We start from the raw sequence: 26,145 nt of genomic DNA, 5'->3' as shown, positions 1-26,145 counted from the left end.
AATGCAAAGTTTCTTCCCACTTGAATTGGCACCTGACATTATCGATTTTCACGCTGTAGAGTTACTGCGCTTCCCTTTGATTGCAAAGTTTTATCAGGCGCAAGGCTACAACATTAAATGCGGCCGGCAGGAACTCATACTAAGCCTGCAAACACGCCAACAGGAAATTCTAGCTGCTGCGCGTTTACTTCCCCTAGAAAATGGCGATTATTGGCTACGTAATTTATTGGTCGCTAAAATCTGGCGTGAAAAAGGTATAGGGCATAAATTTATGCAGCAAGCACTTATCCACATGGGCGATAAAAATTGTTATTGTTTTGCATTGCCGGAGGTGGAAGCGTTTTATCGGCGGCTTGGATTTATTAATTTACGCACGCAGGATTCACCACCCGCAATTACTGATTTGGCGCAACGCTATGAATTGCGCAGTCGCGGTTGGCGTTTAATGGGGCATGGTTCTGATGTGGTTAGTATTTGATGGTTTACAGGTTTGAGTCTTTGAAATACTTGCGGATTTGCGTGGCTTTTGATTAGTTGGGGGAGTTAATAATGAGCTGGATTTGTAATGGCTGGATTTGTAATAAGTAGGCTCGTTATGAGCTGATACAATCTAGGCTATAGTCAATGCCAAATAGTATAGCCCTCTGTTTTTATATACCATTGAGTCGTTAGATTGAGCAATTAATACATTCACAACATCTAGAAAGGAGCCATTATGAATATCGATATAGGCATATCACAAGCTCACCGCGAAGATATAGCGCTGGGGTTGTCGCGCGTATTGGCAGACACTTACACGCTCTATTTAAAAACGCATAACTTTCATTGGAATGTGACTGGTCCTATGTTTCAAACACTGCATTTGATGTTTGAAACCCAATACACTGAATTGGCGTTGGCGGTAGATTTGATTGCTGAGCGTATTCGTTCACTCGGATTTCCCGCTCCTGGCACTTACAAACAATACGCAGAATTAAGCAGTATAAAAGAAGAGCAAGGTATTCCTAAGGCGCAGGAAATGATTCGTCTGCTTGTGGAGGGGCAAGAAGCTGTTGTGCGCACAGCTCGCTCGCTTTATGCAACAGCCGAAGCTGCAAATGATGAAGCAACTGCAGATCTATTAACTCAGCGTATTCAGCTGCATGAGAAAACTGCTTGGATGTTGCGCAGCCTCTTAGAGTAGGCTTATTTAAATTCTTTCGTTAGATCATCACTGCAGCAGCCTTTAAAATAAGTCTGTTCATCGTTAATAACGATCAAAAGCCCAGCCCTGCTGGGCTTTTTGTTATTATGCCCTCTAGATTTGAAGGGTGATAAGTTATGCAAGTTGATTGGTCAAAATACAAACAAATGCTAGATGCGGTGATGGGGCAAGATCGTCACCGTCTTGCGCGCCGCTTGCAAGAATTCGAGAAATTAGCGCGTGCTGATAAGCTAAGTGAAGAAGCTTTGGATAAATGGTTGCAGCAACAATCCCGCTCGCAAGCCAATCTAGAGCGGCGTCAGGGGCTGATACCTGTTGAGATTGAATTTCCTAATTTACCGGTCTGTGAAAAACGCGACGAAATTGCACAGATTATTGCGGCTAATCAAGTTGTGATCTTGGCCGGTGAAACAGGCTCGGGTAAAACCACACAGATCCCTAAAATTTGTTTAACGATTGGGCGCGGCGTTAAAGGTTTAATTGGCCATACACAGCCGCGTCGTATTGCCGCTAATACAGTCGCAACCCGTATTGCGGAAGAGTTGCACACCACCTTGGGTGAGAAGGTGGGGTATCAAGTTCGCTTTAGTGACCAGTCCAATGAAAACACCCTGATTAAAGTGATGACCGATGGCATTTTGTTGGCTGAAATTCAACATGATCCCTACTTAAATAAATACGATACGCTGATTATTGATGAGGCCCATGAGCGCAGTTTAAATATCGATTTCTTACTGGGATATCTCAAGCAATTATTGCCCCGCCGCCCTGATTTAAAACTGATTATCACCTCTGCCACTATAGATTTAGAGCGCTTTTCTGCGCATTTTAATAACGCTCCTATTATTGAAGTGTCCGGCCGAACATTCCCCGTTGATGTTTGGTATAGACCTTTATTTGAACAGCGTAGCGGAGATGATGCTGAGCAGGAGCCAGATCAGTACGCGGCAATAGTTGAAGCTGTACATGAAATTGAATTGCATGAAAAATCTAATCGTGGCAGCCGTGGTGGCGACATTTTAGTTTTTTTAAGTGGTGAGCGAGAAATTCGCGAAACAGCTGAAGCGTTGCGTAAAGCTCAGTTTCCGCATATGGAAGTGGTGCCATTTTATGCACGCTTGAGCTTGGCGGAACAACAAAAAGTGTTTCAGCCACACACAGGGCGGCGTATTGTTCTTGCTACCAATGTTGCAGAGACATCTATTACCGTTCCTGGTATTCGCTATGTTATCGATCCAGGTTTTGCGCGCATTAGTCGCTATTCTTACCGCACTAAAATTCAGCGCTTACCCATAGAGCCTATTGCGCAGGCCAGCGCCAATCAACGCAAGGGGCGCTGTGGGCGTGTCGCAGAAGGTATCTGTATTCGCCTTTATAGCGAAGAGGATTTTAACGGGCGCCCTGAGTTTACCGATGCGGAAATTTTGCGTACAAATCTTGCGGCCGTTATTTTGCAGATGCTTCATATGCGCATGGGGGATATTCACAAATTTCCTTTTATTGACGCACCTGATCACCGCTTAATTAGCGATGGCTTTAAATTGCTTGAAGAGCTGCAGGCGGTAAATAGCCAGAATCAGCTCACGCCTATTGGGGTGACCCTAAGCAAGTTGCCGCTTGATCCGCGCTTAGCGCGCATGCTACTCGCTGCTCAAGCGCAATCTTGTATTCGCGAGTTGTTGATTATTGCAAGTGCACTTTCAGTACAGGACCCGCGGGAACGGCCTGCCGATAAGCAACAAGCCGCCGATCAATCTCATCGCCGTTTTTGGGTGGATCACTCTGACTTTCTCGGTTATGTCGCCCTGTGGGATCACTTTGAAACCCAGCGACAAGCACTAACTCAAAATCAATTGCGCAAACTTTGTAAAAAGGAATTTCTATCCTATTTGCGCTTGCGTGAATGGCGCGATGTGCATCATCAACTTTGTGTTGCAGCAAAAGACTTAGGCTTTAAAGCTAACAGTGAGCCTGCAAACTACGAGGCTGTGCATCGATCTTTGTTGCATGGTCTTTTGGGTAACTTGGGTTTTAATCATGAGGAGAGAGAGTATCTCGGCGCGCGTAATCGTAAGTTTGCGATTTTTCCGGGTTCCAGCCTAAGTAAAAAAACACCAAAGTGGATGATGGCCGCTGAACTGTTAGAGACATCAAAACTATTTGCGCACACAGTTGCAAAAATTGAACCTGAATGGGTCATTGAAACGGCGCAGCATTTAGTAAAGCGCCAACACTTTGAACCTCACTACGATAGCCGCAGTGGGCAGGTGATGGTTTTTGAAAAAATTACGCTGTATGGTTTGGTTATTATTGAGAAGAAGTCCGTCAGCTATAGTCAAATTGATCCAGCGCAATGTCGCGAAGTATTTATTCGCGCTGCTTTGGTCGAGGGGCAATATGAGTTGCATCCTAAGCGTAGGCACCTGCCTAAAAATATCGCGGAACATGATTTCTTCGGTCACCAGAAAAAACTTTTAGCTGAGCTGGAGGATCTTGAATCCAAAGCGCGCCGCCGCGACATAGTTGTGGATGAGCAGGTGGTTTTTGATTTTTATCAAGAGCGAATCCCTAGCCATGTTGTAAATTTGGCGGGCTTTGAGTCTTGGCGAAAAAAAGCGGAGCAGGGCAATCCGCAACTGCTGTACCTTACGCGCGAAATACTTATGCGCCACGGTGCGGGGGATATTACTCAAGCTCAGTTCCCAAGCGAGTTAGAGTGGCGGGGCATGCAGTTTCCCTTGAGTTATCATTTTGAGCCAAATCATGCTTTTGATGGTGTGAGTATTCATGTGCCGGTTAGTCTTTTACATCAAGTACCTGAGGCGCGCTTGGAATGGTTAGTGCCGGGCATGCTGCGCGATAAATGCATTGGTTTGATTAAATCTTTGCCAAAAAATTTGCGCAAACATTTCGTACCGGTACCGGATGTAGTCGATAAATTGCTAGCAAGCTTGGCGCCTGATAATAAGCCTTTAACGGATGCCTTGGGCTTTCAGTTAAAGCGACAAACCAGTGTAGATATTCCTAAAGAAGCTTGGCTTGAAGCAAAGGTTGACGATTATTATCGTTTTAATATTCATGTTGTCGATGATAAAGGAAAAATTATTGCCAGTGACCGCGATCTTAATCTGCTACGTGACAAGTATCGTGAGCGAGTGCAGCAAAATATCCAGTCTGCAGCAAGCGATATTGAGCGCACAGATATTATTGCGTGGGATTTTTCCGAGCTGCCACAGGCCATTCAATTACCGCGCGGTGGTATTAGCATTCGCGCCTATCCCGCATTGATCGATAAACAGTCATCAGTGGCACTGCAAGTGTTGGATAATCCGCTGCAAGCGCGGCACTTCACTCAACAGGGCATTACCCGGTTGTTATTTTTGGCGCATGCCCAAAGTGTGAAGTATTTACAGAAAGAGTTGCTGACGGGCCAAGATATGGCATTAAGCCTTGCGGGCATTGGCACCCGCGCGCAAGTGGTAGATGACCTAATCATGGCGGCTTTAATGCAATTGGGAGTGCCAGATCAGCAGCAGTTACCGCGCACGCAGAGCGCGTTTGAAGTGTTGGTGTTGTCGACTAAGGAGAGCCTAATTGCACAGGCGCAGGACTTGGCGAATCATTTGCTCAATAGCTTGAAGCTTTTAGTTGAGGTCAAAAAAAATCTTAAGCAACATAAAAATGCCTTGGTTTTAGCATTTACAATCAGTGACATTAATACCCAGCTGCAGCAGTTGTTTTATCCTGGTTTGGTCTATCAAACCCCCTATATTTGGCTGCAGCAGTACCCCAAGTATTTGCGTGCCATAGGGCAGCGTTTGGAGAAGGCGATACTCAACCCTCAAAAGGATCGGTTGCAGCTGGCCGAAGTGGCTCCCCATTGGCAGCGCTTGGTGGACTACTTGGCGAAAGAGGGTGACTATCGTTTCTGGCAAAATTCAGCGCTGCTGGAATATCGTTGGTGGATAGAAGAGTTGCGGGTATCGCTTTTTGCTCAAGCTTTAAAGACCTCTGTGCCAGTGTCACCCAAGCGTTTGGATAAGCAATGGGAACAGGTATTGAGTGATGCTGAATTGTAGAAGTGATTTGTAACAAATTCAGGGTTCAAGTATCTAAGCAGTAACCTTGAAGCACTAGCGCGCTGAAACCTGCGGATGTTTTGTTTTTCATGTTTAAAATGTGCTAAGTTTCAAGGGCATTTTTACCACAACGCAATGAACCTAATCTAAAGGATACATCTTATGAATAACAAAATATCTTCTCTGTCTGCGGTTATTGGTGCAACATTTCTGGCTTCTGCGGCTTTGGCACCTATGGCTTCAGCGGCAGATGCAACTTTCACCGCGACGACTATGGAAGCGGGCTACACCCTTGCAGAGCATGCTGAAGGCAAGTGCGGTGAAGCAAAATGCGGCGCTGACATGAAAAAGTCCGATAAAAAGACTGACGGAGAAGCTAAGTGCGGTGCAGATAAAAAAGCAGATGCTGAGCATAGCTGCGGCGCTGAGATGAAAAAGGCCGACGGCGAAAAAACCTGCGGCGCTGACATGAAAAAATCTGACAAAGAGCATAGCTGCGGCGCAGATATGAAAAAAGCCGATAAAGAGCACAGCTGCGGTGCAGATAAAAAAGCTGAATAATGTTTACTTCTTCGGCATCTAGCTACACTGCTGAGATCTCCGGCGCAGGCTTAGGCCTGCGCCGGAGTCTTTTGGGGCCACTGAATGAACTGACCCCAGAAGATATACAGTTTATGGAAGTGGCGCCAGAAAACTGGATTCATGTCGGCGGACGTTTAGCCAAAAAATTACGTGCCTATACCGAGCGCTTCCCCTTTGTTTGTCACGGCTTATCGCTCTCTATTGGCTCCCCTGCGCCACTTAATGTTGAATTGTTGACCGACATAAAAGCTTTTATGCAAACCCATAATGCGCGCTATTACAGCGAGCATTTGAGTTATTGCAGTGACGAAGGACAATTGTACGACTTGCTGCCAATCCCCTTCACGGAAGAGGCTGTTAAATATGTTGCCGCGCGTATACGTCAAGCGCAAGATATTATTGGGCAAAAAATTGCGTTTGAAAATTCATCTTATTATTTTGCGCCACAACAAGAAATGAGCGAGAGCGAGTTTATAAATGCTGTTGTGCAAGAATCAGATTGTGCGCTTTTGTTAGATGTTAATAATGTTTATGTGAATAGCATTAACCACAATTATGATCCTTACGCATTCTTAAAAAGTCTACCGGGTAAACGTACTGCCTATATACATATTGCGGGTCATTTCGAAGAGGCAGAAGATTTGCGCATAGATACTCACGGCGCCCCAGTGATATCGCCAGTCTGGTCATTGCTGGAGTATGCCTATAAAGAGTTTGGCGTTAAGCCAACACTGTTAGAGCGGGATTTCAATATTCCACCTGTCGCAGAGCTAATGACAGAAGTCGCACAGATTAATGCTATTCAGCAATCTATATTTGCCAATTCTTTATGAAGACTTTCCAAAAAATGCAGCGAGAGCTGGCGCAGCATTTACGGGCTCCCGAGCACTTTCCAGCACCAGCAGGCGTAGAAACGCGGCGCTTAGCGATTTATCGCGACTTGATTTTCAATAATATTGAAGGCTTTGTGGCAGGGGCCTTTCCGGTGCTGCGTTCACTTTATAGTGAATCCTTATGGCATGAGTTGATACGTGATTTTATGTTATTACACCCATGCCAAACCCCTTATTTTTTACACATCAGCCAAGAGTTTTTGCATTACGTAACCCAAGAGCGCGAAGCGAAAACTAATGACTACGCCTTTATGGGGGAGCTTGTTCATTACGAGTGGGTTGAGTTGGCATTGGATGTGGCCGAGGCAATTATTCCTCCAGCGCAGACTTATGCTCTCACGCCTTTGCTGTTAAAAGCGCGTGTATCGCCGTTAGTTGTGGGGTTACAGTATCAGTATCCCGTTGAAAAAATATCCAGTCGTTTTCAACCAAATGAACCTCAATCAAGTTTTTTATTGGTTTATCGTAATCGCGCTGATGAAGTGGCCTTTATGCGCGCCAATCCTCTCACTCTGCGCCTAGTGTTTTTGTTGCAGCAGCCTCACAATCTTCCTCTTAGTGCAATTTTTGACCAAATAGCTCTCGAGTTACAGCATCCTGAACCGATAAAACTACAGCAACAAGGTTTGAGTATTCTCAAAGAACTGTTTGATTTAGACATTATTAGCCACTTTGAGCCATAGTTTGAATGATAGAAAGTGACTTTACCTGTGACCTGTTAATAGCACAAAAAAAGAAGTTGGCGCTGAATTCGCCCTATTTGTGTGCAATTTTTACGTTAATTTTCCGATGTTTGCGCTAGATCTACCACTTACTATTATTTTTATATATATAATCGCCGCGCAATCAACATTTCTTAGTTCTTTGTAATATTAATGAAATATAAATGACACAAAATGGACACGAACTCGTCGTGTAACCGTCATAAAAGAATGTTGTTGTGCAAGGGGGCTGGACGTTAAAGCGCCTATGTCAATTACAAATACAGAAATACCACTAGGGGATTACTTCATGAAAAAAGCATTACTTCCACTTGCTCTGGCTTCACTTTTCCCACTTTCAGCAATGGCTGATGTTGTTGTATACGGTAAAGGCAACGTGTCTTTCCAGAATGCTGATGAAGCAGATCAAACGCAACTTGAATTAGTTAGCAATGCCTCTCGTATCGGCATTAAAGGCTCTGAAGAGATATCTTCAGGTTTGAAAGCTATTTATCAATTCGAATATCAAACTGCAGTAGATAGTGGCAATGAAGGATCACAAACCTTTGCACAGCGTAATATCTATATTGGTTTGCAGGGTTCTGCCGGTACTATTATTGGTGGAAAGTTTGATACTCCCACTAAGGCGGCCCAAGAAAAAGTTGACCTTTTTAATGATTTGGAAGGTGATATTAACTATTTGCTAGACGGCGAAACTCGTGCGGCCAATATAGTGCAATACACCACTCCGTTAATGGGCGCAGTTGCAATCAATGTTGCGGTAGTTGCAGCCGAAGCTGGTGAAAATGGTGATGATGGTGTTTCTGCTTCAATCGCTTACAGCACTCCAGCTCTGTACTTGGCTTTGGCTGCAGAGACTGATGTTACCGGAACTGGTGCGGCTTCGTCGTTTGCTAAGTCTCGAGATAAAGACGCTAAAATTTCCTCATCTGGTTATGATGTTACCCGTATTGTGGCTCGTTATACTGTAGGCGCTGTACAGCTGGGTGCTTTGTATCAGCAATCAAGTGGTGTAATTAAGGTGGCGCTCGGAAATAATACTGTTATTTTAGATGCTGATTCAGACGCATGGCTGGTGTCTGCCAAGCTGAATACAACTGATAAATTGGCTCTCAAAGCTCAATACGGTACCGTTACTAATGAGCTCGGTGTATCACCTGCGCAGGTTGATGTTGATGGTACTCAAATCAGTGTAGGTTTTGATTACGCGCTATCTAAAAATACCACTTTATTTGGTTTTTATACGGCGGAGTCTGCAGATGTAGCATCGGTAGAAGCTGCTGATGACAACTGGATCGGTGTTGGCTTGGATCTGAAATTCTAATTTTAGGCTAATCTAAAGATCATAAAAGGGTGCTTCGGCACCCTTTTTTATACGGAGATTTATATGCGTAAGAATTTATATGCAGCAATATCGCTCTGCTTTTTTTGTGGCGTAGGAAATGTATGGGCTGACAGACAAGAGGGTTGTGATGCAGCTGTAGATGTTGCTGATTCTTTAAATGTGAATACGCAAGCTGATTGTGACTATTCAGATGAAGGGTTAAATGGTTATTTTCGTAAGGCATTCTCAGCAAAACAGGAAAAAGAGGTGCTCACACAAGAGACTTTGGTAACACCTGATGCGACCGTAAGTCGTGCACAGGTGACTACAGTCACGCAACAATCAGAACAATCGTTAAAAGTGGTTGTTGATCAATGGGCGGCGGTTCCTTTGGCGCGCACACAGTTGCTGCCTAAAATGTTGGCGGTATGCCCACAGGGTTTTAGAGTCGTTTATGAAGAGTATCGTCCTATCGCTATGGGTCGTATTGAATTAACCCTAGGCGCCAACTGCATAAATTAAAAAAGCCGCAGTGCGGCTTTTTTAATGAGGTTGAACCTCGTTTTGTAATATTGCCTATACTTTATTTCGCGTAGTTAACCACGGCTATGTAGTGCATGGCAGTCGCTTTATTTTCAACAAAGCCTGGAATAAACTTCGATTTTTTCAAGGCGTCTTCGATATTGTTCGCATCACTTTTCTTGCGCATTGCTGCTTCAATGGTATTCACTGACTCTACGTTACCATTGGATTCCACATTCGCCATGATACGCGTTACCTTGGTGTCAGCAAAAAATAATTTACCATTGCCGCGATCTTTCGTGGTGTATTGTACATACCAGTCATTCGCATCGAGTCGTTCTTGTGGCGCGGTATAGTGAGTGCCGTATTGTGACTGTAGGGTCCCCAAGTTAGGGAGCATCACTATGGGGTTTTGTGTACCGTTGAGTGAATAAATAACACGAAATTGCATTCTAACGGGTACTGCTTGACCGTCTATTTTTGCCGCTTCAAATGTGGCTGATTGCAATGCGGATTCGGTTGATTTTTGCATGGAAACCATAGGGCTATTTTCATAGCAATTTACATTGTTTATGTTACCTGTGGTCATTACATCTGCTTGGCAGTAAACCGCTACAGTTTTAACACCTTCGCCAAAGCTAGTGGGGAGGGTAATCATTTTGGCTAGAGTCTGTTCTGCTGTGCCAAAATGCGCAGGTGAATATTCTGCGGCAAAGCTCGCAATGGGAGCTGCAGCTGCTAGGATGATGAGAGTGTTGAGTATTTTTTTTAGGTTTTTGGTTTTCATTGTTATGCTCCTCATGTATCAAAAGAGGGCTTATTAAGCCTCTAAGGTTCAATCGCCGCGAGCTCCAAGAGCTCATCCGCCGACCTTGAACTTAGGTTAGCATCGCATAGAGCACATTTATGTGAATATATTGTGACATTCTGGCGTTTTTTTTGCAGAAACATCCCTTTTTTTGATTTTCCTCTTCAAATCTACCACTTTTAGCATCATTTTTTACTTGTTGGGTTAATGCTGCCTTTTTGTTGTGCAACAAATATGGCTTAATTTCATCTGCGCTATTTGAATATCGTGCTAATAAAAAAGCCACCCGAAGGTGGCCAAAAGGGATTTAAAATTTTTCCTGCGACTCAACTTAGAAGTTGTAGCTAATATCTACGCTTAAAGATGTGCCGACTTCTTGTGTAAGTATGGCGACATTCTTTCCTGATGAGTTGGTTTGCGTAATTTCTCGGTTTTCATCGAGTAGATTGCGCAATTTTCCCTTGAGAGTTAGCTGCTCGGTTGGGTAGTAGGAGTAGGTGATGTCTAACGAACTGAAGGGTTGCTCGAAGGCGTCGTCATGTCCTGTTTCAAGTGCTGAGAAATAAATTTTCTCGCCTGCAACATTGTAGCTAAAGGCAGCTGCGTGTTTTCCGTCATCTGAGTCGTAACCCAATTGCATATTTAACACGTAGGGTGATTGGCCCGTCATGGAACGCACAGGGTTAGTAAAGCCTTGGCCTGCAGGTGAAACAATTTCCGAGTCGCTAAGGGTTAGGTTGCCAGACAAGAAGAATCCGTAATCTAAATTGTAAAGGCCCTCTAATTCTAAGCCGTAAATTTTACCGGAGTCGGCATTGTAAAAACCCAGTAAAACGTCTTGATCTGAGCCTGGAATTAATTTTTGTTCAATGGGGTCGGTGATATCTTTATAAAACAATGATGCCGTAAAGTTATCGCCACCGTCAAAATACCATTCGCCGCGCAACTCAAAGTTATCTAAGGTGGCTGCCACTAAATTGGGGTTGCCTTGTACTCGCTGATTTAACTCTGGATCTATATAGGTTACATCTGATAACTCACGAAGATCGGGACGAGTCAGTGTTTGCGAGTAGCTGCCGCGTAATTGAAAGGTTTCTGAACCCATGAAGCCATCATTGATATAGGTGACTGCTAGCGAGGGGTACCAGCCGTCATCGCGCGATGCAAATTTTTGATCTTCTTTTTGCAGATCAGCAATCAGCTTCTGAATGGTGACACCTGAGTAGTCCAGTAAATCAACAGGTAGTAGCGCGGTGCGGAAGTCTTCATAGCGAGCACCGGCGGTAATTCTATAGGTGTCACTGAAGGTGGCATCAATCATACCGTAAAAAGCATCGGTCATTTGTGCTGCTACATAGCTTTCAGTACCAAAGCCTTGGCTCATGGTAAGTTCTAAGCTGTTATTGATGTCTGCTACGTTTGCATCGCTGAATACTGTACCTGGAATGCCTTGTAGGAAGTTGCCGCCACCGGTAGTAACCCAAGCTGTATAGCCATAGTATTCGCGTGCTTTGTCATTGTAGCTATAGCCACCAGTTAACACGACTTCAGTGGCATCAAAAGAGAGTGGTAGCTTGGCATTCCAACCATGGCTGCGCACATCATCTTTCAAATTGAGATAGGAAAAACTGTTAGTGGCACCAGAGGACAGGCTGGTGCGAATCAGTGCGCCGGTGGTGGGGTCTATTTCATTGTCGCCTACGATATTGGACCCGCCAGGTAAATTAGTTTCTACGCTTGAGTCAGAATAGAACCAATCAAATTCAATATTACCCAGTGTGTCGCCGGCCAATTGGTCAAAAGAATGTTTACCCAATAGTTGGGTGACATCAAGTTGGCGATCTTGATAAGTGGTTTGGTAGGTGATCTTTTGCTTGCCATCAGAAATAAGATTGTTGTTGTTTTGTGCAAGGGTGATAGCGGCCTCGTCACTTTCGTTACCAATTTGCATGTAGCTAACTTGAATTTCATGGTTATCTTGAAATTTAACGCCAAAGCCGATAGACGCGAGATCTTTGGTGTCTTCAACTGAGCGTTTAATTTCAGCGTAATTTACATCCGGTGAGCCTACACCTTTTCGGATTTGATTTTTGTTGCGCCATTCAGTTTTTTGCGACCAGTTAAGAATGCTGCCGAGTGTCCAGTCATCACCTAGCTCCCAAGAATCGCCAAGTGCTATAGCCATATTTTGGTCGTAGGGTGTTTTTTTATTTTTTATTTCCACGTCGCGATTAATAGCCTGCATTAAGTCGCGGTTGGTGTGGCGAGCTTGAGTGATTTGCTCGGGTGAGTGGATACCGTTAGTGGTGTCTGCAAAACTTAAAAGACCATTAACGCTAATCTTACCTTGGTAGTCGTCAAGGGCATTTGCGATCGCTGAGGGTAGGCCTTTATTATTGTCTCCGCCTGCATAACTTAATACGTCATCACTGTTATTGGAATTAGTGCCAGTGCCTATACTTAGGTTCAGAACAAATTCATCGGGGACTGTTTTAGTGCGAATGTCTACATTACCACCGCCAAAATTTGCGGGTAGATCTGGGGAGTACGATTTCTGAATTTTCAGACTTTCAACAATTGACGCGGGCAAAATATCCAAGGGTAAAACATTGCGCGTTAGTTCTGGCGATGGAACCTGAGCGCCATTGAGCTGTACGCTTGAGTAACGTTCACCCAAGCCGCGTACATAAACATATTTACCTTGGTTTAGCGTTACGCCAGTTACACGTGTTAGTGCTACAGCGACGTTAGAATCGCCAGTGCGAGAAATTTGGTCGCTGCCCATAAGGTCGGCAGAGAAGGCGTCTTCCATGCGCTCTTGCAGTACAGATTGTGCGCCACTTTGTTGGCGACCTGTAACCAGCATTTCTTCGAGCGATGGAGCTTCTATAGTGGGCATTTCCACTTTTGGTTTGGTGCTTTCAACTTGTGCCATGGAGGCCATTGAAAGGGAAGCGGCGGATAAAGCTATAAATAATTTGTGCTTGGATAGGGTGTTCTTTTGCATGATTCTGACCTTCTGAAGGCGATTGATTCAACTGCACAGGGCCACAAGAAGAGAGGCGCCCTTAGGCGCCTCTTGTTGTTACCGGCAATATTCAGTTTCTAAACCAGTCTTATTTGTTCAGACCAACAGTCCAGCCAGTAACCCAGTCATCAGACTCAGATACAGCGCCGATGAAGTCGACAGAGTCAAAGAAGGTGTTGCTGCCAGCCACTGGAGCGGTAGTGGTAGATGGGTTTTTAGACAATTTAGTGACATCTACAACAGGTACGCTGAAGGCCATTAAGTTGCCATCACTAAAGGCTGATGCAGTGATGTAGGCCAATGGGTTTGTCGCCAAGTCTTTGATTACAGTTGCGGGCAGGGTGCCAGCTGCAGAAGCTGAGTCCATCACAACGTTGTTGGTATTGCCTGCTGCTGTAGTAAACCAAGTCTTATCGTTGAAACCTGCGTTACTTGGGTCAACTTTGCCAGTTTTAATGGATTCGCTACAAGCTACTACTGTGCTCTTAACAACTGAAACGCCTGCTTCCATGAAATCGACAGTCTGTGGGCCTTCAGTATCGTCTTGCTCAAAGCATTCTTGTGAAGCGTTGCCTGTAGCACTTGAGGTAATAATAGAGTTGTAAATTTCGAACTGAGTACCTTCGCGTAACAAGGGGCCTTCTGAGTCGCCTTTACCTGAAGGTACTGTGCCTTGGCCTTGTTTTACGCCAGTGGTGATACAAGTAACATTTGAAAAACGTGGGTGAGATACAGGTAGCATATCGTCAGCGCGGCCTTCACCAGTGTTATCACCTTCGATACAACGGTTTGCACCAGAGGTGTGTACGGCTAACGCAAATTGGATGTTACCTTGGTAGCCGTCGGTAAAGTCGAAAGAGTCATCGGCTGCGTTAACGGCAACTATGTGCTTGGCATTTACAGCGCCACCGAAGAATTCGAAGCCATCATCTGCGACACTATAAGTTTGTACGTGGTCGATCACAGTACCCGAACCTACGGTGTAAAGTGTTAAACCATTTAGTTCGTTACCATCAACTACTTCGTAGCCGGCATGTTTAATGACAACATACTTAAGGGCGCCTGAAGATTCGGCATTGTTGTTGCCGCCGTAGGTGCCTGGGCGACCTTCAGAGGTGATGTGGCAATTGGTGTGATCGCTACACTTGTTGGTTAAACCGTTACCCAAAATTTGAACGCCGCCCCAAAGACCGCGGTCAGCTTCAGTGGCGGTGCCACCGATAAGATCTTGTTTCGCACTGAATATGATCGGTGCAGTTTTGGTACCTTCGGCGATAATTTTTGAGCCGCGCGCAACACGCACATAGTCTTCTGGATTGGTAAAGGCTAATTTAGAGCCAGCTTCAATAGTTAAAGAAGGACCTTGACCTTGTTGGGGTACTAGCACGCCAGCTGCTGCAGCATTGGCATCAACATCTTCGCCCATAAACAAGCTGTCATCAAAAATATGAACGCCGCCGTTAGGCAATGCAGGGATATAAAGATCAACCGTGAGTGGGCGAGTGTCACTCACGAATGAAACGCTGTAGTTACAGTTATTACCTGACATAACCCCTGAAAACTTTTGACCTGCAAGCTCATAAGTTGCACACAAATTGGCCGCAGCTGAAGAGCTGCTTGCTGCGTTATTGTTGGTGGTGTTGTTAACGGGATTATTTGAGTCTGTAACGGTGTTGCTAGGGTTCAGATTGATGTCACCACCGCCACCACAGGCAGCCAAGGTTGCAGCGAGAAGATTTAAAGCAAACAGGTTTTTGATATTCATGAGGATTAACTCTCTTCAGGTCTAAAGGGGTGATGGAAAATGTGAACGCTGTTGGTCGCGTTTGTGGGTGCTATCTTTGATGACAAATGTGAAATTTAGGCGACAAATTTGTTAAGCTTTTATTTCCATTTGATGTCAGAAATATTGCAAGAAAGGCGTGGGTGCTTTTCTACTATTGAGGTAGCCAAGGGGGGAGGGGGATTTAGTTTTGGGTGATGTTTACTGTGATATGGGTGTGGAATGACACGGTTTATCGCGGAATTAGACGATGTTGGGCGAGAAGCGCTAAGGGCATGATCGGTAATGACAGATGTCATCTGAGTAGTTTAGTTACATGAAAAGCCTTTAAAAAGTGTTATTCTGTCACCCTCAGCGGACACTGGCTCGTGGATGCTGGAGTAGGGTTGGTCACGTTTTTTTATGAGCTTTTCGAGTATTTAGAGGCAGCATTGGGTTATGTTGGTCTTTACTATTTCCTGGATGAAATAATTTTTTGAGTATTTCTATGTTAAATTTTTCTTGCCCGAAACTACCTAAGTCGCCTCTATTCCTCTCGGTATTGATAAGTCTATTCGGCAGTTCTGCCAACGCCCAGCAATTAGAAGCGCCAAAAGATCCAGATCCTTGGCAGGGTTTTAATCGCGGTGTATTTGCATTTAATGAAGTCTTAGATAAGTGCTGCTTGAAGCCTCTGGCTATTGGTTATAAGGCTGTTATGCCTGATCCCTTAGAAGTTGGTGTGAGTAATATTTTTGCCAATGTTAAAGAGGTGCCGAATATCCTCAACGGCTTGTTGCAAGCGGATTTTGGTGGAGCTGCGCACGATACCGGACGCTTTCTAGTGAACTCTACTCTGGGTGTGGGTGGTTTACTTGATGTAGCCCAATACATGCATCTGCCTAAAGATGACGATGAAGATTTTGGTCAAACTCTCGCAGTCTGGGGTGTGGGTTCTGGCCCTTATTTGGTGTTGCCACTGTTCGGCCCTAGCACTCTGCGTGATGGTGTCGCGCGGCCAGTTGATTGGTATTCAAATCCATTGACCTACATAGAGCATGACCCGACAGAAAATGCCACTACGGCGACCGCACTGTTAACGACTCGTGCAGGATTATTGGATTTAGAAAAAAATATTGTGGGTGACAAGTATGTCTTCTTTCGTGATGTTTACCTGCAGCGGCGCGACTACCTTATTCACAATGGTGAGGTGGTTGATGATTTTGGTTCAGGTGATTTTGGTAGTGATGATTTTGGTGCAGAAGATTTCGATTCGGCAGACTTTGGTGCTGTGGATATGGAATCTGAAACAAACGAAACATCTACTGAAGATCAATCTGCTGTACTTGAGCGGCAGGGAAAGCGTGAGGTTACTGCGAAGTAACCTCGGCAAAAGTTCAATAAATACTGCTGCTTAAGGCAGTACTTCCAAGATAACGAGCCCCAATTGATAAGTCCCATCTTCGCCTTCTGCAGAGCGTGCAACCTTTGCGCGTGCTTTCAGTGTGGGGTTGTGGCCGTGGTCAGACGATACTTCCACTTCTAGTACTGTGTCGATGGGTATAGCGTGTTGTGTTTCCACTTGCATGCCACCACCACTCAGGTCGCGGCACAGTCCTTCTACTATAGATGCATCCACAGATAGCTTGGCATTCAGCGGTGCGCTTATCTTCATGCGGATAAAATCTCGTTTTTCACTGTATGGTTTGTCACTTGTCCCCATGGCCGTCTCCTATTATTACTTGTAGTGAAAGTGTTCATTTGAGTATTGAGCTGGAACTTATTATTTTCTTGCTAAAAGGTCATTTGCCAGACAGGTTTGAGTGTAGCACAGGCATTTCTAAAGCCATGGTCAGTGGGCCTATTTTTGCGATGTGGTGATAATGGTGCGTGCTACAGATGTTGTGAGAGGTTGGTACCGAATAAGCTGCTTGGTTTTAGGCGGGTGCATGTGAAAGTATTGTCGAAAAAAAACCGCGCAATGCGCGGTTTTTAGTTACGGTAACGCCTAGCCGAATTAACGCTCTAAGTGTTGCAACTTACCTGGTACACCATCCCAGTCCTCAGCATCTGCTGGAGATTCTTTCATTTCGGTGATGTTGGGCCAGATCTCTGCCAATTCTGCGTTCAGCTCGAGGAATACCGCCTGATCTTCGGGTAGCTCGTCTTCCGAGAAGATGGCACCTACAGGACATTCGGGTTCGCACAGGGCGCAATCAATACACTCATCCGGGTGAATAACTAAAAAGTTTGGGCCTTCATAGAAACAATCTACAGGGCAAACTTCCACACAGTCAGTGTGCTTACATTTGATGCAATTTTCCCCAACTACAAACGTCATAGGAGACTCCACAGGTTACTAGTTTCAAGATGGCAATAAACCGAGGGGCGCATTCTAAACAGCCTTGGCCATTTTGGGTAGGCTTTTGCCCTCAGTTTTCGTGTGTTTCGCTTACTTGCCGCGTTTTAGAATCTCTTTTAGGCGATAGAGCTGTTCCAATGCCTCGCGCGGCGAGAGGTTATCAGGATTAATTTTCATTAAAGCATCTACTGCAGGGTTAGGTAGAGCATCAAATAAACCTGATTGCATGACTTTCGGCGCCACCGAATCGCTGGCGCTCGCCATTTGCTCATGGGTCTCTCCACTCGACGCAGTCTCGCTAATATGCACAGCATGAGGATGTTCGCCCTTTTCCAATAAATGCAATTGCGTTTGCGCTTGGGCAAGCACTTCAGCGGGAATGCCCGCCAGTTTTGCGACCTGCAGACCGTAACTTTTGCTGGCGGGCCCCTCTTGCACCTTGTGCAAAAATACAATGTTGTCGTTGTGTTCGGTTGCATTCAAATGCACATTCGCGATGCCTGCAACGGTTTTGGGCAAGGTGGTGATTTCAAAATAATGCGTGGCAAATAGGGTAAAAGCGCGCACTTTTTCAGCGAGATGTTTTGCGCAAGCCCAGGCGAGTGATAAACCATCAAAGGTGCTGGTGCCGCGCCCAATCTCATCCATAAGTACCAAGCTACGCTCAGTCGCATTGTGCAAAATATTGGCAGTTTCGGTCATCTCCACCATAAAGGTTGAACGGCCACCGGCTAAATCATCGGAGGAGCCAATGCGCGTAAAAATACGATCTACAATGCCGATCTGTGCACTTTGCGCGGGCACAAAACTGCCGATGTGTGCGAGTAAGGTGATGAGCGCGGCTTGACGCATATAAGTCGACTTACCGCCCATATTGGGGCCAGTAATAATCAACATGTGGCGATTTTGGTTGAATTTGAGGTCGTTGGGTACAAAGGGTGCACTGGTAACCTGCTCAACCACCGGATGCCGTCCCCCAATAATATCAATACCGGGCGCTTGGCTTAATTGCGGCTTGCACAGGGCGAGCGCATCGGCGCGCTCAGCCAAGGTTGCCAGCACATCCAGTTCCGCGACAGCGGCAGCGGAATCCTGCAAGGGAATTAGCTGTTGATTGAGTATATCGATGAGTTCTTCGTAAAGCGCTTTTTCCCTTGCCAGCGCACGGCTCTGTGCGGACAGGGCTTTATCTTCAAACTGTTTTAACTCGGGCGTGATGTAGCGTTCAGCATTTTTGAGTGTTTGGCGGCGAATATAATCAGCGGGTGCCTTTTCTGATTGGGCACTGGTCAGCTCAATAAAATAGCCGTGCACGCGGTTGTAGCCGACCTTAAGCGTTGGTATGCCGGTGCGCTCGCGCTCGCGGGTTTCTAGGTCGATTAGGTACTGACCTGCGTTGGTGCTGATATTGCGTAAATCATCCAGCTCGGCATCGTAACCCTCGGCAATGACGCCGCCATCGCGAATCACTACCGGCGGGTTTTCAATAACCGCGCGCGACAGTAGATCGACCAACTCGGGAAAGGTGGAAATTTGTTGGGCGAGTGTCCCTAGCTGCGGCGCTAGTTTGCTGGATAGTTCAGATTGCACTTCAGGGTAGGTGCCGATCGATAAGAGTAAGCGGGATAAGTCCCGTGGGCGTGCAGAACGCAGAGCGAGGCGACCGAGAATGCGCTCCATGTCGCCGACACGCTTTAAAATATTATTGACTACCTCAAATGCATAATTTTGTTGTAGTTCTGCTATCGCCTCTTGGCGTCCTAACAGCACATGCATATCGCGTAAAGGGCGATTCAACCAGCGTCGCAGTAAGCGGCTACCCATACTGGTCGCTGCGCGATTCAGCACCGAAAAAAGTGTATGTTCTTCGCCGCCGTTAAGGTTGATATCCAGCTCAAGATTGCGTCGGGTCGCTGCATCCATTATCACTGCTTCATCGCGGTTTTCATGGGCAAGGCAGCGCACATGGGGCAGGGCGGTACGCTGGGTTTCGCGCGCATAGCTTAACAAGCACCCTGCGGCGCAGAGTGCGGTGGTTAGATGTTCGCAGCCAAATCCCGCTAAATCTTTCGTGCCAAATTGCTGGATTAATAAACGCTCAGCTGTTTCATAGTCAAACTCCCATGGGCCGCGACGGCGTAAGCCTTTACGATTTTCAACGAGTTCTGGAGTGGTGACATGATCGCTTAGTAATAGCTCGACAGGGCTTAGACGCTGCAATTCTCCCAGCGCAGACTCCAGCCCTTGTACTTCAAGTACTAGGAAGCGGCCGCTGGCCATGTCAAGCGATGCTATGCCAAATGTACCAGTGGTTAGATCATCACCGGAATAGTGTAGTGCCACCAAAAGGTTGTCGCGGCGTGAATCCAAGAGCGCTTCATCGCTCACAGTGCCGGGGGTGACTATGCGCATGACCTTACGTTCAACCGGCCCTTTACTGGTTGCAGGGTCGCCCACCTGCTCGCAAATCGCCACCGACACCCCTTCTTTGACCAGCTTGGCTAAATAGCCATCCGCTGAGTGATAGGGGATGCCCGCCATGGGAATTGGCTCACCATTAGACTTGCCGCGTGCTGTCAAGGTGATATCCAAAATCTGTGATGCGCGCTTGGCATCATCAAAGAACAGCTCGTAAAAATCTCCCATGCGATAAAACACGATTTCATCTTTATGCTGAGCTTTGATGCGCAAATACTGCTGCATCATAGGGGTGTGCTGGTCGGTTGGGGCGATTGATGTCATTGCGAATAAGTCTTTTAAGTTGTTAATTTAAATGTGTATTAATTACTTTTCATGGTTCGTTTGATGCACTATGAAGCACCCTGATACAACCTGTAATCGCACAAATTAGTATAGGTTAAAGTATAGGTTGTTTGAGGTATGATCCCACTTACAAAACAACCTACACTAATTTGACAATCATTCACTAATTCAGAGGCTTGGATTGACGATGCAGCTTACCTCTCAAGACGACAAACCCAATAAAGCTCTGACCAGCAGAGCCATCGAAACCATGAAGCCTACGTCTAAAGAGCAGGCTGATTCGGGAGAGAATCGCGGCTTGAGGGTAACCTGCGGTGCAAAAGGGATTAAGACCTTTATCTATCGCTATCGCAGCCCGCTTACCAATAAGTTAATGCAAATAAGTATTGGGCATTATCCCACAGTCTCACTGGCAGAGGCGCGCCTCAAATGCGCCGAATTGAAGTTGATGCGAGCTAATGGTCTTTGTCCTGCCTCAGTGCGGCGCGAGCGCAAAGCGGAAGAGCAGAGAGTTCAGCAAGATCGTCAGAGCCAGCCGAGTGCATTTACTGTAAGGGATGTGGTGGAACTCTACCTCACTCAGCATATTGAAGACCGCAAGGCAAATGGAAAGATCATCGCTGGTGTTCGCAAACCCAAAGGTCAATCTGAAACACGGCGCACACTTTATGGTGATGCGGTAAGAGTACTGGGTGATATACCTGCAGTGAATGTTACCCGCAAAGATATAACCAATATGGTGATGGCAATTATCGAGCGCGGCGCCAAGGTGCAAGCAGGAAATGTATTGCGGGAACTCTCTGCCGCATACGAATATGCGATTGGTTTGGAAAAATTACCCGATACATTTGCCAATCCTGCTTTGTTGGCAAAGGCCGGATTACGGCAAGCAAAGGTAAAATTAACCTGCGAGCGCGGCAAGCGTGTTCTCTCCGAAGCGGAATTAAAAAAGCTGCTGCAATGGTTGCCTGGCTCTGCTTACACCACAACGCAAAAAAACATACTCAGGTTTACCCTCTGGACGGGTTGCCGCACGGGAGAAGTTTGTGCAGCGGAGTGGAAAGATATCGACCTTAATAAAAAGACATGGCACCTGCGTGATACCAAAACCGGTGTGGAGCGCCATGTGCAATTATCCACTCAGGCCGTTGAATTTCTAAAAATATTGAAACTTACTACCGGTGAGTATTTGTTTCCATCAATAAAAGGCAAAAAACCACTGCAACAAAAACAACTCACTGAGCAGGCATGGCGGTTAAGAGCGGATGGGCGCATGTTAGATATTGAGCCTTGGACTCCACATGATTTGCGTCGCACGGTGCGCACAGGTTTATCAAGGTTGGGGTGTCCAAACGAAGTCGCTGAAGCGATCTTGGGCCATTCTCGTAGTGGAATCGAGGGGACTTATGATTTGCATAAGTATGAGAAGGAGTGTGCGCATTGGTTGCAAGGCTGGTGTGACTGGGTTGAATCGTTAAAATTTTAGAAGGATGACGCCCGCTTACCCAATGGGTTTCATCGTGTTCGACTTCAATGTCTTGGTTTCGTTGGGCGTGGAGCCAAATTTGTTCCTGGCCGATTTTGTCCTCAAAGCGAAAGGCGTTGGCGTCTTCCCACGTACCCTTAGGGGTAGAGCGGGTTAAAAAACCGGATTGAGTGGCGTTAGCCGGTAATGCCCAGGGCACCGGCTGCAAGTTGTTGTATACACGGCTGGTAATCACCGGGCGATCGGGGTCGCCGTTTAAGTAGTCAATCAATACTTCTTGGCCGATGCGCGGTACATGCATACCCCCAAAACCCGCGCCCGCCCAAGGGTGGGAAACCCGAATCCAGCAGGAACTGTTCTGATCATTTTTATCGTATCTGTCCCAATGAAATTGCACTTTTACGCGGCCGTGTTCGTCGGTGTACAGCTCTTCGCCCGGCGGGCCGGCAACAATGCCGGTGTCTGGCCCTTGGCTGACGGGCTTGGGTGTTAAACGTTCGGGACGATAGGCTTCGCTGCTGCGATGGGCTTCAATGTTTACCTGCATCACAAAGGGTGATGATTCGCTATTGGCTTCGTAGTCGTTATCCTGAAAATCGTAATCGCAGGCGAGAATCAGGTATTCCTGATTGTGGTGTGCCTGCGGGTGCAGTGCGAGGCTTAACAAATAACCAGGTGCAACACCGCGCGCCGAGGCTTTGCCATAACTGCGTTGATGGGGGCTGCGCAGTTCTTCCATGCGCACCTTGGCATAGTCATCGCCTTCATCCACATGGGGATAACTGCCGGGGAAATCGTACACATCAAAGCTGCCAAAGGGGTGGCTGGCGGCTTGTACGCGGTTGGTGTCGAGCAGCGCATTGGCTTGCAAGAAATTGTAATCCCGCGCTTGATAGCTGCCTGAGGTGACGCTGCCTGCACCGTGCCAGAGATCCATAAAATCTTCATTGGAGCGCGAGCTACCGGCTTCGCGGAAGGGCAAGCTGGTATAGGCAGGGGTAGGGCTGGCGAGGCCAATGTCATCGGTCATCACTAGCGTATGGGTACCGGCATTGTGTTCAAACCAAAACCAAATGCCCTCGTGTTCGAGCATACGCATCACAAAGTTGGCGTCCGTCTCGCGGTACTGCACGCAGTATTCCCAGGTGCGATAACGGCGACAGAGGTTAAAGCGAAACTCAAAGGGATAAGCCCCCAGTACTTGTTTCACCATGTCTTGCACGGTCATGTTTTGATAAATGCGGTAATCCTGCCGACGGGTGGCGTACCAGAGCCAAGGGCGCAGGGTGGCTTGATACAAATAATGCCGACCCTGTTTGCCGATATTGCGAAACGCGGTGCATTGGCCATTGAGGTGGCGCTGGGCGCCGCCTTCAAGTACCACATCCAAGGTCATGGGTTGGCCAAGCAGATCGTTCGGCTGAATGCTGCCGCTAGGGCTTTTTAGAATGAGATCAAAACTGAACAGTTCAGACAGCGCTTCGCGCCCGCGCAAGCTGGCAAAACGCAACTGGTCCGCGGGCAACGGGCTGGTGAGGTTGTATATACGTTCCATGGTAAAGCTCCTTTATACCGCTTCCGGGGTGGCCAGCTCATTGGCTTGAGTCGGCTGCGCGCTGCTTGGTGTGGTTAGTACGGGTTCTGCACCGGTGCTCATGTTTGTTATCGGCGGGGTGATTGCAGGCGCAAAACGGTAGCTGAACTCACCTTTGTCGGCACTCAGTTGAATCTCGGTAAGGCTCTGGCCATCTACCATGCGGGTTAACAGCTCGCGGCTAATCACCGGCAGCAGGCTGTGAGTGAGAATGGCGTCGATCATGCGACCGCCGGATTCCACCTCGGTACAGCGCTGAATAATCAAATCAATTGCGGCCTGATCGTAGCTGAAGTTGATGTGGTGTTGCTCACCGGTGCGCTGCGCAATGCGGTTAAGTTGCAAGCGAACGATTTTGGCCAGGGTGTCATGATTGAGCGGGTAATAGGGGATTACCACCAAGCGCCCTAAAAAGGCCGGTGGAAACACCTGCAACAAAGGTTCGCGCAAAGCGCTAGCCATGGCATCGGGTTCGGGCATTAACTCTGGGTCGCGGGTGAGGTTGGTGATCAACTCAGTGCCGGTGTTAGAGGTAAGTAGAATCACCGTGTTGCGAAAATCTATCGCGCGACCTTCGCCATCTTCCATCCAGCCTTTATCAAAGACTTGAAAGAACAGTTCATGTACATCGGGGTGGGCTTTTTCCACTTCATCTAACAACACCACGGAATAGGGCTTGCGGCGTACCGCTTCGGTGAGTACACCACCTTCGCCATAACCCACATAACCAGGCGGTGCGCCTTTAAGGCTGGAGACGGTGTGTGCCTCTTGGTATTCGCTCATGTTGATGGTGATGAGGTTTTGTTCGCCGCCGTAGAGGGTTTCTGCCAGTGCCAAGGCAGTTTCGGTTTTACCAACGCCGGAGGGCCCGACCAGCATAAATACCCCAATCGGTTTGTTGGGGTTATCCAAATGGGCGCGCGCGGTTTGAATGCGGCGGCTGATTTGCTCAAGGGCGTGGCTTTGGCCAATAACGCGCTGATCCAAATGCTCGGCCAATTGCAATACGCTGCTGATTTCATTGCGCACCATGCGCCCAACGGGAATGCCCGTCCAATCGGCGACCACTGAGGCAACGGCGGTTTCATCGACTGCTAATAAAATTAAGGGACTATCGGCCTGTAACTCCGTCAGGGTATGCAGGCCTTGTTGATGGCGCGCTAACAGCTCGGCCATGTCGCTTGCGTTAGGTATTGTCGCGTTCAATTCAGCCGTTTGTGCTTCGCTGCGATTGGCATCAGGCAGCGCAAGCTGTTGCTTGGCTAGGCGAATCTCATTGAGCTGCTGACGCAGCTGTAGGAGTTCATCGACTAGGTTTTTCTCGACCTGCCAACGGTTGGTTAATTCGGCTTCGCGGGTGATCAAGAAATAAAAAAGAAAAATGAAAATAGAAAAACATAGCCGACAACTTACTTCCCGTAAATTGTCGGCTTTGTAATTTTTTCCGAATTGTTAAATAGCGGTTTTATCGCGGAGGGATAATTATTTATCCTATAGGCGTGTTATTTTTGTTGGGTTTTAAGTCATCTGCTTTTCAGAAAGCTTGGATAAATAAAACGCACCATCATCTTCTGCTTGAAAAATATCTTCGCCGTCTAGCATGTAAGCCTGCAATAGGTGATTAATTCCACTTTTCACTCGTCTTTGTAAGTTTAAGTTTACTAAACTGATCCAAACAGTTCACTCGCGCTGGGTAGCACTACGGGTGTATCCAAGTCGCACAGCATGGATAGCTGCTCAAGAATTTTTACTTTCTTAATGTTTTTAATATCTGCTGATCCACCCAATGCTAAGGCTGGTGAGAAGGTATACATTTCATCGTGAGTGAGCGGACCATATTTTTTTAGGCAGCGATCAAATAGTAATTTATCGTTTTTATCTCGGTAGTCAGTTGCTTTCTTGCTTTTGGCCATAAAAAAACACCGATAGCTTTATCTATAGTCTCTGCGTCTAATGGTGTATGGCTAAAATCACCAGGAAGAATATTATTTAGGTGTGGATTTAAAATGGTAACAGAACGACTTTTGTCTCCCCAAATATACAGTTCCCCAAAAGCTGAGCGAGCTATAACGGAATAACTTTCTCGCTCTGCAAAAGGAGTTTTTTGCAGCCATTTGTTGAGGATATCCTGATAATCATTTGGATTAACTATCCAAAATAGCCCATCCGAAAATCCTGTAAAGCCATATTCTTTCCAGTATTTTAATAATCGGCTGGGTAATTTATTTTGAAAGCCCTCATAAGCCTCTTTCTCTACTGATGTGGATTCCGCTATTGGCGTAAATCCCCCATAATTTAGAAATTCGTTAAAGTATTGATCCACTTTACAAGCCTTAATCTAAACCGACCCGAACAGTTCACTCGCGCTGGGTAGCACTACGGGTGTATCCAAGTCGCACAGCATAGATAGCTGCTCAAGAATTTTTACTTTCTTAATATTTTCAATATCCGCAGAACCACCTAATGCTAGTGCTGTAGAGAATGTATACATCTCGTCGTTACCAAGTGGGCCATATTTTTTAAGGCAGCGTTGAAAAAGAGGTTTTCCTTTATCGTCTTCATAGTCCAATAATTCCTTATTCTTCAATTCGAAAAATATTCCAATGCCTCTATCTATCGATGCTACGGTTGGTTCGAGTTTTTCAGCGTCTCCGGGAATTATTTTATTCAAATGAGGATTTATAATTGTACTCGAATTGCTCTTGTCTCCCCGCACATATAATTCTCCAAAAGCCGTGCGTGCGATAACATAAAAACTCTCTCTCTCCCAAAGATGGGTTTGCTTAAGCCATTTTTCTAGAATATCCTGATATTCACTTGGATTAACCATCCAAAACAATCCTTCTCCGAAACCAGAAAAGCCATACTCTTTCCAGTAGCCTAGTAGCCTTTCCGGTAGTCTATTTTGATATAGGAGTATGGTTTCTTCATCGAGCGGAGCCGAGTTGAATGGTGGAGAAAAACCTTCACCAGTAAGAAACTCATTAAAATATTCGTCCATTTTGCAGTCCTCAAT

21 protein-coding genes and 1 pseudogene are annotated in these 26,145 nt (G+C 46.4%); 10 read left to right on the top strand and 12 right to left on the bottom strand.

Annotation, left to right across the window (positions count from 1 at the left end):
* Window position 1 precedes the first annotated feature (1 nt).
* The 8 genes from AC0KUT_RS12760 to AC0KUT_RS12725 all read left to right on the top strand — a co-directional run bounded on the left by AC0KUT_RS12760 (window position 2) and on the right by AC0KUT_RS12725 (window position 9,326).
* Entirely contained in the window at window positions 2-478 is a 477-nt protein-coding gene (locus AC0KUT_RS12760; protein ID WP_488830418.1) for a GNAT family N-acetyltransferase, read from the top strand.
* Between the two features lie 237 nt (window positions 479-715).
* A complete protein-coding gene (locus tag AC0KUT_RS12755; protein WP_488830416.1) occupies window positions 716-1,183 on the top strand; it encodes a Dps family protein in 468 nt (155 codons plus the stop codon).
* A gap of 137 nt (window positions 1,184-1,320) precedes the next feature.
* The gene (gene hrpA / locus AC0KUT_RS12750) at window positions 1,321-5,283 is read left to right on the top strand and encodes an ATP-dependent RNA helicase HrpA (protein ID WP_488830414.1); all 3,963 of its coding nucleotides are present in this window, start codon (window positions 1,321-1,323) and stop codon (window positions 5,281-5,283) included.
* A 162-nt stretch (window positions 5,284-5,445) separates the two neighbouring features.
* Window positions 5,446-5,844 carry an HvfA family oxazolone/thioamide-modified RiPP metallophore gene (locus tag AC0KUT_RS12745; protein ID WP_488830412.1) on the top strand — a complete coding sequence of 133 codons (399 nt, stop codon included), beginning with the start codon at window positions 5,446-5,448 and terminating at the stop codon, window positions 5,842-5,844.
* Window positions 5,844-6,698, top strand: a complete 855-nt coding sequence (locus AC0KUT_RS12740) for an HvfB family MNIO-type RiPP peptide maturase (protein ID WP_488830411.1) — start codon at window positions 5,844-5,846, stop codon at window positions 6,696-6,698. Before AC0KUT_RS12745 ends, AC0KUT_RS12740 begins: the two co-directional genes overlap by 1 nt.
* The gene (locus AC0KUT_RS12735; RefSeq protein WP_488830410.1) at window positions 6,695-7,441 is read left to right on the top strand and encodes an HvfC family RiPP maturation protein; all 747 of its coding nucleotides are present in this window, start codon (window positions 6,695-6,697) and stop codon (window positions 7,439-7,441) included. The genes AC0KUT_RS12740 and AC0KUT_RS12735 overlap by 4 nt, the downstream gene beginning before the upstream one ends.
* 328 nt (window positions 7,442-7,769) lie before the next feature.
* The gene (locus AC0KUT_RS12730) at window positions 7,770-8,804 is read left to right on the top strand and encodes a porin (RefSeq protein WP_488830409.1); all 1,035 of its coding nucleotides are present in this window, start codon (window positions 7,770-7,772) and stop codon (window positions 8,802-8,804) included.
* A 63-nt stretch (window positions 8,805-8,867) separates the two neighbouring features.
* On the top strand, window positions 8,868-9,326 hold the full coding sequence (locus tag AC0KUT_RS12725) for a hypothetical protein (protein ID WP_488830408.1): 459 nt from the start codon (window positions 8,868-8,870) through the stop codon (window positions 9,324-9,326).
* A gap of 61 nt (window positions 9,327-9,387) precedes the next feature.
* On the opposite strand, the gene AC0KUT_RS12720 is transcribed toward AC0KUT_RS12725, so the two are convergent.
* From AC0KUT_RS12720 to AC0KUT_RS12705, 4 genes are all read right to left on the bottom strand, one after another.
* Window positions 9,388-10,113, bottom strand: coding sequence for an energy transducer TonB (locus AC0KUT_RS12720; RefSeq protein WP_488830407.1), 726 nt, complete (start codon window positions 10,111-10,113; stop codon window positions 9,388-9,390).
* Between the two features lie 91 nt (window positions 10,114-10,204).
* Window positions 10,205-10,420, bottom strand: coding sequence for a hypothetical protein (locus AC0KUT_RS12715; RefSeq protein WP_488830405.1), 216 nt, complete (start codon window positions 10,418-10,420; stop codon window positions 10,205-10,207).
* A 45-nt stretch (window positions 10,421-10,465) separates the two neighbouring features.
* Window positions 10,466-13,141 carry a TonB-dependent receptor domain-containing protein gene (locus tag AC0KUT_RS12710; RefSeq protein WP_488830404.1) on the bottom strand — a complete coding sequence of 892 codons (2,676 nt, stop codon included), beginning with the start codon at window positions 13,139-13,141 and terminating at the stop codon, window positions 10,466-10,468.
* Between the two features lie 109 nt (window positions 13,142-13,250).
* Entirely contained in the window at window positions 13,251-14,927 is a 1,677-nt protein-coding gene (locus tag AC0KUT_RS12705; RefSeq protein ID WP_488830402.1) for a hypothetical protein, read from the bottom strand.
* 505 nt (window positions 14,928-15,432) lie between these two features.
* Between AC0KUT_RS12705 and AC0KUT_RS12700 the strand changes: the two genes are divergently transcribed.
* Window positions 15,433-16,308 carry an MlaA family lipoprotein gene (locus tag AC0KUT_RS12700; RefSeq protein WP_488830401.1) on the top strand — a complete coding sequence of 292 codons (876 nt, stop codon included), beginning with the start codon at window positions 15,433-15,435 and terminating at the stop codon, window positions 16,306-16,308.
* A 30-nt stretch (window positions 16,309-16,338) separates the two neighbouring features.
* Here the strand turns inward: AC0KUT_RS12700 and AC0KUT_RS12695 are convergent, their stop codons facing one another.
* The 3 genes from AC0KUT_RS12695 to mutS form a co-directional block, all read right to left on the bottom strand.
* Window positions 16,339-16,599: a PilZ domain-containing protein gene (locus AC0KUT_RS12695; protein ID WP_488830399.1), complete on the bottom strand. Its 261-nt coding sequence runs from the start codon at window positions 16,597-16,599 to the stop codon at window positions 16,339-16,341.
* A 342-nt stretch (window positions 16,600-16,941) separates the two neighbouring features.
* On the bottom strand, window positions 16,942-17,265 hold the full coding sequence (gene fdxA / locus AC0KUT_RS12690; RefSeq protein WP_488830397.1) for a ferredoxin FdxA: 324 nt from the start codon (window positions 17,263-17,265) through the stop codon (window positions 16,942-16,944).
* A 111-nt stretch (window positions 17,266-17,376) separates the two neighbouring features.
* Window positions 17,377-20,028, bottom strand: a complete 2,652-nt coding sequence (mutS, locus tag AC0KUT_RS12685) for a DNA mismatch repair protein MutS (RefSeq protein ID WP_488830395.1) — start codon at window positions 20,026-20,028, stop codon at window positions 17,377-17,379.
* 208 nt (window positions 20,029-20,236) lie between these two features.
* On the opposite strand from mutS, the gene AC0KUT_RS12680 reads away from it, so the two are divergent.
* Window positions 20,237-21,535, top strand: coding sequence for a tyrosine-type recombinase/integrase (locus AC0KUT_RS12680; protein WP_488830393.1), 1,299 nt, complete (start codon window positions 20,237-20,239; stop codon window positions 21,533-21,535).
* Between the two features lie 52 nt (window positions 21,536-21,587).
* On the opposite strand, the pseudogene AC0KUT_RS12675 reads toward AC0KUT_RS12680, so the two are convergent.
* From AC0KUT_RS12675 to AC0KUT_RS12655, 5 genes and pseudogenes are all read right to left on the bottom strand, one after another.
* Window positions 21,588-23,090, bottom strand: a pseudogene (locus AC0KUT_RS12675) (type VI secretion system Vgr family protein); the annotation flags it as partial.
* A 12-nt stretch (window positions 23,091-23,102) separates the two neighbouring features.
* Window positions 23,103-24,494 carry an AAA family ATPase gene (locus tag AC0KUT_RS12670; RefSeq protein WP_488830392.1) on the bottom strand — a complete coding sequence of 464 codons (1,392 nt, stop codon included), beginning with the start codon at window positions 24,492-24,494 and terminating at the stop codon, window positions 23,103-23,105.
* 296 nt (window positions 24,495-24,790) lie between these two features.
* Window positions 24,791-25,042 carry a T6SS immunity protein Tdi1 domain-containing protein gene (locus tag AC0KUT_RS12665; RefSeq protein ID WP_488830391.1) on the bottom strand — a complete coding sequence of 84 codons (252 nt, stop codon included), beginning with the start codon at window positions 25,040-25,042 and terminating at the stop codon, window positions 24,791-24,793.
* Complete coding sequence (locus AC0KUT_RS12660) at window positions 24,973-25,452, bottom strand: GAD-like domain-containing protein (protein WP_488830389.1); 480 nt, start codon at window positions 25,450-25,452, stop codon at window positions 24,973-24,975. The genes AC0KUT_RS12665 and AC0KUT_RS12660 overlap by 70 nt, the downstream gene beginning before the upstream one ends.
* A 15-nt stretch (window positions 25,453-25,467) precedes the next feature.
* Window positions 25,468-26,130: a GAD-like domain-containing protein gene (locus AC0KUT_RS12655; protein WP_488830387.1), complete on the bottom strand. Its 663-nt coding sequence runs from the start codon at window positions 26,128-26,130 to the stop codon at window positions 25,468-25,470.
* Window positions 26,131-26,145: the final 15 nt, after the last annotated feature.

The sequence above is a fragment of the Cellvibrio sp. 25HG11W-0 genome (assembly GCF_057815475.1).
Note: the sequence above shows the minus strand (reverse complement) of the source record. Positions and strands in the feature narration are given on the sequence as shown.